This window comes from Mycobacterium sp., assembly GCF_040509115.1.
In the GTDB taxonomy this organism is placed as follows: domain Bacteria; phylum Actinomycetota; class Actinomycetes; order Mycobacteriales; family Mycobacteriaceae; genus Mycobacterium.
Map to the genome: position 1 here is coordinate 19,950 of NZ_JBEVLO010000308.1, position 7,324 is coordinate 27,273.

Consider the following 7,324-nt stretch of genomic DNA (forward strand, 5'->3'; position numbering starts at 1 on the left):
CGACGATCGGTTCGGCCTCGTCAGGCCTGACCGCCACCGTCGGTGATGGTCTTGTACAAGTCACTCCACTTCTGCGGGTTGTCGAGCAGTTCCTGCTCGGGGACCGTCACCGTCTCGACTCCCGCCAACGGATCATCGGCGGTGGGAATCGCGCCGATGCGGTTCGCCTCGGCGATCTGCTGCTGTCCGTCGGTCAGCAGGAAGTCCATGAACAACATCGCGGCGGCAGGATGCTTGGCTGACTTCAACAGTCCGGCACCGTTGGGCCGCAACACAACTGGCTGCACGGGCTTACCCGCCAGCTTCCAGGCCACCGGGGCCCCCTTGGCGGCGGCGTTGTCCACGGTGTGGGAGTAGATGGACGCGCCGACGTCGAACTGACCGGCCGACAGCAGCTCGCCCATCACGGTGTGCCCCTTAGCGATCTTGGAATTTGCGGCCAGCTGTCGAAAGAAGGCCATGACCTCGTCTTCGGACATGCCCTGGGACGTGTAGTAGTCGTGCATTGCGGCGAACCAGTCCACGTCGCCGAGTTCCAGGCCGACGCGGTTGCGCCACTGCGGAGCCGCCAGATCCTTCAGCGACGTGGGTTCGGTTCCAGGAGTGACCTTTTGCGTGTTCCAGCCCACGACGAACGCGTTGAAGCGATCGGCGGTCCAGCCCTCCTTCTGACCCTCTGGACGGACCTTGTCCCGAAGCGCGCCCTCGTAGTCACTGAGCAGCTGTTCGGACTGCAGGGCGTTGAGCTCGCCCGCATTGGTCTCGACGAGATCGGCGCCCTGATAGTTCGCGCTGGACTCCTGCAGGATGCGTTGCAGCACCGTCTCGGAGTTGGCGCGATAGGTCTCCACCTTGAGCCCGTACTTGCCCTCGAACGCCTTGACCAGTGCGTCCATGTCGGTGTTCGACGTGTACAGCGAAAGAGCGCCGTCCTTCTTCGCCAGCTCGAGCAGGGTGTCGGTGCGCTCCTGGCCCGACAGCCCATTGATCTGGTCGTAGACCTTCTGCGCCTGCTCCGTCCCCGGCGCCGCAGCGCCACCGGGTGGTCCCGCGGTCGGGCTGCTGCACCCGCTGATCAGCAGGATCAGGGCCACTACCGTGCAGAGAACCGAATGCTTCCTCATCGCCACTCCTGGGGACTCGATCAACTCATTGGACTGACATTCATACCATCACTGTGATTTGTATCATGTTCACCGGCGCTCGTGAAGTGGTTCCGGCACTTCTGCCGTCGTCAGATGACGAACGCCTCGGCCGTCTCCGGCGCGAACAACTCGGCGGGGGAATACCAGCGCCTCGACAGCCCCTGCTCGTGGTGATACCGAAGGAAGATCTCGAGGGCCTTCGCGTTCGAAGCGACTCCGTAGGACCAGAAGTCGTCGCCGAGCAACTCACGTGACTGTTCGATGTGCTGGATCAGCCACGGTTCCATGAAGCGGAGGGCCGAGGAATCGTAGACGCGGCGGTAGGCGTCGTCGCGCGCGGACACACACGCCTTGTACAACGACTGCGCCACCCACCGGTGTCGTTCGTAGACGTCGGCGCGCAGCACGACGACGTGCATGATCGGGAAGATTCCCGTGGCCGCGTAGTAGTCGCGTTCCACGGCGACGACGTCGTCGAACAGGCGCCGCACCCGACGGTCCCCGGCGGCGAACGGGCTGGGCACCCTGGGCGTCTGCAGGGCGTCGAGCCTGCCGTCGGCCAGCATCTCCGACAGGGTGGCACCGTCGGGGATCGGCCGGATGTCAAGGGCGGTGTCGACGGCGCCCTTCTCGATGCGGCCCGGGGTCTCCTGACCGCCGGTGTAGTAGGTCACCGAGTCGACAGGCACGCCGTGGTGTTCGGCGAGAATTCCCCTGATCCACACCCCGGCGGTCAGTTGAAACTCCGGACACCCCACACGTTTTCCACGCAGGTCGGCAGGGGCGCGGATGCCAGAGTCGGCGTTGACGTAGATCCCGCCGTGACGGAACATCCGCGAGGTGAACACGGGCAGAGCCACGAACGGTCGCGGTTCGGCGTCCATCGTCGCGACGTAGGTCGACAGGGACATCTCGGCGACGTCGAATTCGCGGTGCCGCAGCATCCGGAAGAACGTCTCCTCTACCGGCAGTCGCAGGTAGGTCAGGTCGATGCCGTCCGGCCGGACGCTACCGTCCTCGAGGGCCCGGGTGCGGTCGTAGTCGCCGCACGCGAAGGTCAGCTGTAACCGCGTCATCGTTCACGCCTCTCCGGCGGCCAGCCGCCGGTCCAATAGCGGATAGACCCGTCGGGCGTTGCGCTCGAAGATCGCCCGCAGCTCGTTCTCCGGCAGGTTCAGTCCCGCCACGTACTGCGCCGTGTCGTCCCACGCGACCCCGGTGTCGGGATCCACCCCGCGGACCGCGCCCAGCATCTCGGAGGCGAACAGGATGTTGTCCACCGGGATGACGCGGTGCAACAGATCTATTCCGGGCTGGTGATACACACAGGTGTCGAAGTACACGTTGCGCAGCAGTTCGGCGGGATCGGGTCGGTCCATCCGCGCCGCCAGACCGCGAAAACGGCCCCAGTGGTATGGCACCGCGCCACCTCCGTGGGGGATCACGAAGGTCAGGCTGGGGAACTTCGTGAACAGATCGGCCTGCAGCAGTTGCATGAACACGCTGGTGTCGGCGTTGAGATAGTGCGCGCCGAGCGTGTGGAAGTTGGGGTTGCAGGACGTCGAGACGTGGACCATCGCCGGGCAGTCCAACTCGACCATCGCCTCGTACAGCGGAAACCAGTACTCGTCGGTCATCGGCGGCGACGTCCAGTACCCAGCCGCCGGATCGGGGTTCAGGTTGCACCCCACGAAGCCGAGTTCGCCTACGCACCTTCGTAATTCGTCGACCAACGGCGCGATCTCACCGCCCGGCGTCTGCGGCAACTGGGCCACCGGCACGAAGGACGTGGGGAACAACTCGCCGACGCGGTGCACCAGGTCGTTGCAGGCGCGCGCCCACGCCGTCGCGACCGCCTGGTCGGGCACGTGGTGCTCCATCCCGGAGGCCTTGGGAGAGAACAGCATGAGATCGCCGCCGCGTTCGCGCATGGTCCGCAGCTGGTTGTTCTCGACGCTGTCGCGGATCTCGTCGTCACTGATGGTGGCCGACGGTGGTGCGCCAAGGGTTGGGTCGTTGAGCGCGGCCAGCTGGTCGTCCCGGAACGACTGGTGCGCGGGCGGTGCGGTGGTGTAGTGGCCGTGGATGTCGATGATCACGCGTCGGCCTCCGAGTACTGGACGTAGCGCAGCCCGGCCTCGCTCAGAGCTCCGCGCATGTCGTTCACGTCAAGGCTCAGCTCCCCTCGCCGATAGCGTTCCCGCGAGACCGCCTCCTTGGCCTCGCGCTGGCCGGAGGCGACGAGCACCTGTGCGGCGTCGGCACGTTTGACGACGACCACGCCGTCGTCGTCACCGATCACGACGTCACCGGCCTCGATCGTGCATCCAGCGCACACCACGGGGACGTTGACCGCGCCAAGACGCTGCTTGATGGTGCCCTGGGCTGACACGCACTTCGACCACACCGGGAACTTCATCCGCGCCAGATCGGCGACGTCACGGCAGCCCGCGTCGATCACCAGTCCGCGCACTCCCCTGGCTGCCAGCGCGGTCGCGAGCAGGTCGCCGAAGTAACCGTCGTCCGACGGCGTCGTCGGCGCCACCACGAGCACGTCACCCGGGGCGCACTGCTCGACGGCGACGTGGATCATCCAGTTGTCTCCTGGCGGGACGCTCACGGTGACGGCGGTGCCCCACACCCGGGCTCCGGTGTATATCGGGTTCAGGTAGGGCGCGAGCAGGCCGGTTCGGCCCTGCGCCTCGTGGATGGTGGCGACCCCGAATTGGCCGAGACCCTCGACGATCTCGGCATCGGTGCGCGGTGGATTGCAGACGACGACGGACACCGTCAGGACTCCCTTCCCAGCCAGGGCATCAGCGAGATGTGGATGACGTCGCTCTCGGCGGTGTCACCGGCGAGCGCGCGGATGGCGTGGTCGACCTGATCGAGGCCGAACCTGTGCGTGCTGAGCCGCTCGAGGGGGAACCGACCCGAGGCCAGCTGCTCCAGCGCGAGGTCACACGCGCGGTAACTGTGCCCGCGTGCGCTCTTGATCGTGATGGCCTTCTCGGTGAGCTGTTTGACGGGAAAGTCGGGGAAGGCCGCCAACTCGCCCTGGATCAACAGGGTGCCTTCGCGGCGCTTGAGCACGTCGATCCCGAACAGCACGGGCGTCGTCCCGGCCCGTGAGGTGCAGTCCAGGACGTAGTCGACGCCCTTGCCCTTCGTCGAATCCATCACCTGTTCATAGGCATTCACTTCGGTGACGTCGATGGCCTCGTCGGCTCCCAGTGCCAGCGCCAGATCGAGACGGGCCCGATCGCGGGTGGTGCCCGTGACGATGATCTTGGTGGCGCCGGCCTGCTTGCACGCCACGACCTGCGACAGGCCCTGCTGTCCCGGACCCTGGATGAGCACCGTGGCGCCGTATCCGACGCCGACCGCGAACAGCGCCCACTCGATTCCGTTCGACAGCGGGGTCACCAACCCAGCGAGTTCGGCGCTCACGCCGTCGGGGACCTTGTGCAGGACCGCATTCCAGGGCAGGTACATGTACTCGGCAAACCCACCCCACAGCGTCCCCGGGTGGTTCAGCGTGGTGTAGCCGTAGCGCCGGGCGTCGGTGTTGGTCCGCCAGTCGGTGGCCTCGCAGTGCCGGTATTCCCCGATGCGACACCATTGGCAGTTGTAGCACCCGACGTAGTGTTCGACGAAGACCCGGTCACCGTCGGTCACTCCGTGAAGCTGACGGAACCGGGGGCCCGCCGCGACGATGGTGCCGACGTTCTCGTGACCCATGATCACCGGGTCGTCGAACGGCGGGGTGCGGTACATCTTCACGTCGGTGCCGCAGATGCCTGCCACCTCGACCTTCAGCAGCGCCGAGTCGTCGGCCACCTCCGGCATCGGTAGTTCACGAAGTTCAGTGGTGTTCGGCGCCGTTCGGACGGCGGCCAGGACTTGGTCAACCATTCACTCACCCCTTGACATCGAGACTCGCCTGCGTTGGCATAATGGTAATACCATCATAGTGACGTCCACCATAGCGAGTTGGAGAGACGATGAGCACCGCAGAACCCATCCTGCGCACCATGACCCGCACCCAGGGCAGCAACCGGGCCCTCAAGGAGGGCACGGTGACACCACGCGGTCTGTGGCTGGACTTCGAGGACGTCCCCGTTCTGGTGAAGGGCTTCCGCCGGATGGTGCGCTCGTTGGAGTTCGACGTCAGCGAGATGGCGCTGACCACCTACCTCACCGCCCGCGAGCACGGCGTGGCCTTCACGGCGTTGCCCATCTTCCTGGTCCGCGGCTTTCATCACGGCGCCGTGCTGTACGACACGCGATCGGAGGTCCGCGGGCCGAAGGACCTGGAGGGACGCCGGGTGGGGGTGAATCGCGGGTACACGGTCACGACAGGGGTGTGGGCGCGCGGGATCCTCGCAGACGAGTACGGCGTCGACCTGGAGAAGGTGACGTGGGTGCTCTCCGGTGACGAGCACGTCGCGTCCTACACCCCGCCACCCAACGTGATTTCAGCCGGGCCGGGCGCCGATCTGGCCGCCATGCTGCTGGCCGGTGAGCTCGACGCGGTGATCGGCGTCGACGTCGACCATCCCGACGTCGCGCCCCTGATACCCGAGCCGGACAAGACCGCTCTGGTCGCGCTCGAGCGGCGCGGGTTCTATCCCATCAATCATCTGATCGTCATCAAAGATGACGTACTGCAACGGTATCCGCATGCCGGCGTCGACGTCTTCGACGCCTTCGCCGCGGCCAAGCTGCACTACGTCGACGCGTTGCGGGAGGGCACCCTCACCGCACCGACTGCCTCCGACGAGGTGTATGCGGCCGTCCTGCGCGCGACGGGCGCCGACCCCCTGCCCTATGGCATCGAGCCGAACCGCGCGATGCTGACGACGTTGATCGACTACGCCGAGCGACAGGGGATCCTGCGGGCGCCGGTCACCGTCGACGAGGTGTTCGACCCGGCGACCCGCGGGCTCGTTGCCTGATCGTCAGGCACCGATGGCGGTCGGGACGATGCGCTCACGCAGCGGCGTCGCCCCGTCGCCTGCCGCGCCGGGCGAGATCGTGCCACCCTGCGTGAGCGCCTTCCGCACCGCCATGTAGTCGGCACCCGCATTGACGGCGTCGACGGCGAGCAGTTCACCGCCGCGGTAGTAGAGCACCGAAAAGGCCTCGGCCGCGACGTCGCCGCGGACCACCCAGTGGTCGTAACCCTGTGACAGACCGGCGATCTGGAGCTTGAGGTCGTACTGGTCCGACCAGAACCACGGCACCGCGACGTTCGGTTGGTCGCGTCCCGCGAGCGTCGCCGCTGCGACCTTCGCCTGGCTGACGGCGTTCTGCACCGATTCGAGCCGAACCAGCCCCTCGCCGCCGAGCGGATGCGGCTGCACCGTGCAGTCCCCCGCGGCGACCACTCCGGCCAGGCTGGTGCGGGCCATCTCGTCGACGACGATGCCCCCGGACACGTGCAGGCCGAGCTGCTCGGCGAGTTCCGTACAGGGCTCCACCCCGATCCCGACGATCACCAGATCGGCCGCGATCCGCGTTCCGTCGGACAGCACCACGGCCGCCACCCGCGAATCGCGGGCCTCCATCGCGACGACCTGCGCGCCGAGCCGCACGTCGACCCCGCGCCTGCGGTGGGCGGCCAGATAGAACTCCGACATCACCGGTGCGACGGCACGGCCGATCAGGCGATCCCCGGCCTCGACGACCGTGACGCTCTTGCCCTGCGCACGCGCGACGGCCGCCGCCTCGAGACCGATGAAACCGCCGCCGACCACCACGATCGCACTGGCCCCGGCCTGCAGGTCGCGCAGCATCGAGGCATCGTCGGCGGTGCGGAGATAGCGAACTCCCGCGAGGTCGGCTCCCGGCACCCTGAGCCTGCGGGGTCGCGCCCCGACGGTGAGCGCCAGCCGGTCGAACGGCAGCCGCAGGCCGGACGCGGTCACGGCCTCACCGCCCGTCCCGTGTGCGGTGCGGGCGATGCGGTCGACGCGGTCGCCGGTGATCAGGGCGATGTCGCGGTCCACCAGGTAATCCGGCGCGCGCAGCATCATCTGCTCGAGGTCGGTCGTGCCGTGCAGGTAGGCCTTCGACAGCGGCGGGCGCTGGTAGGGCACGTGGGGTTCGTCGCCGATCAGCGTGATGGGGTCGGTGTCGCCGCAGTCGCGCAGCGATACCGCGAGCTGAACACCGGC

The 7,324-nt window shown here is 67.2% G+C and carries 7 protein-coding genes; 1 reads left to right on the plus strand and 6 read right to left on the minus strand.

The window, feature by feature from the left end; genetic code table 11:
- Positions 1 to 20: 20 nt before the first annotated feature.
- From ABW137_RS21580 to ABW137_RS21600, 5 genes are all read right to left on the minus strand, one after another.
- Entirely contained in the window at positions 21 to 1,124 is a 1,104-nt protein-coding gene (locus ABW137_RS21580; protein WP_526403483.1) for an extracellular solute-binding protein, read from the minus strand.
- A 110-nt stretch (positions 1,125 to 1,234) separates the two neighbouring features.
- Entirely contained in the window at positions 1,235 to 2,221 is a 987-nt protein-coding gene (locus tag ABW137_RS21585; RefSeq protein WP_526403484.1) for an ABC transporter substrate-binding protein, read from the minus strand.
- Between the two features lie 3 nt (positions 2,222 to 2,224).
- Positions 2,225 to 3,244, minus strand: coding sequence for an amidohydrolase family protein (locus tag ABW137_RS21590; protein WP_526403485.1), 1,020 nt, complete (start codon positions 3,242 to 3,244; stop codon positions 2,225 to 2,227).
- Positions 3,241 to 3,933, minus strand: a complete 693-nt coding sequence (locus ABW137_RS21595; RefSeq protein WP_526403486.1) for a 4-carboxy-4-hydroxy-2-oxoadipate aldolase/oxaloacetate decarboxylase — start codon at positions 3,931 to 3,933, stop codon at positions 3,241 to 3,243. Before ABW137_RS21595 ends, ABW137_RS21590 begins: the two co-directional genes overlap by 4 nt.
- A gap of 2 nt (positions 3,934 to 3,935) precedes the next feature.
- Positions 3,936 to 5,060, minus strand: coding sequence for a zinc-dependent alcohol dehydrogenase (locus ABW137_RS21600; protein ID WP_526403487.1), 1,125 nt, complete (start codon positions 5,058 to 5,060; stop codon positions 3,936 to 3,938).
- 89 nt (positions 5,061 to 5,149) lie between these two features.
- Here ABW137_RS21600 and ABW137_RS21605 point away from each other — a divergent pair, with 89 nt between their 5' ends.
- Positions 5,150 to 6,103 (plus strand): substrate-binding domain-containing protein, encoded by a 954-nt coding sequence (locus tag ABW137_RS21605; protein WP_526403488.1) that lies wholly within the window; start codon positions 5,150 to 5,152, stop codon positions 6,101 to 6,103.
- A 3-nt stretch (positions 6,104 to 6,106) separates the two neighbouring features.
- On the opposite strand, the gene ABW137_RS21610 is transcribed toward ABW137_RS21605, so the two are convergent.
- Positions 6,107 to 7,324 (minus strand): NAD(P)/FAD-dependent oxidoreductase (locus tag ABW137_RS21610; protein ID WP_526403489.1); only part of this gene is annotated, 1,218 nt, incomplete at its 5' end.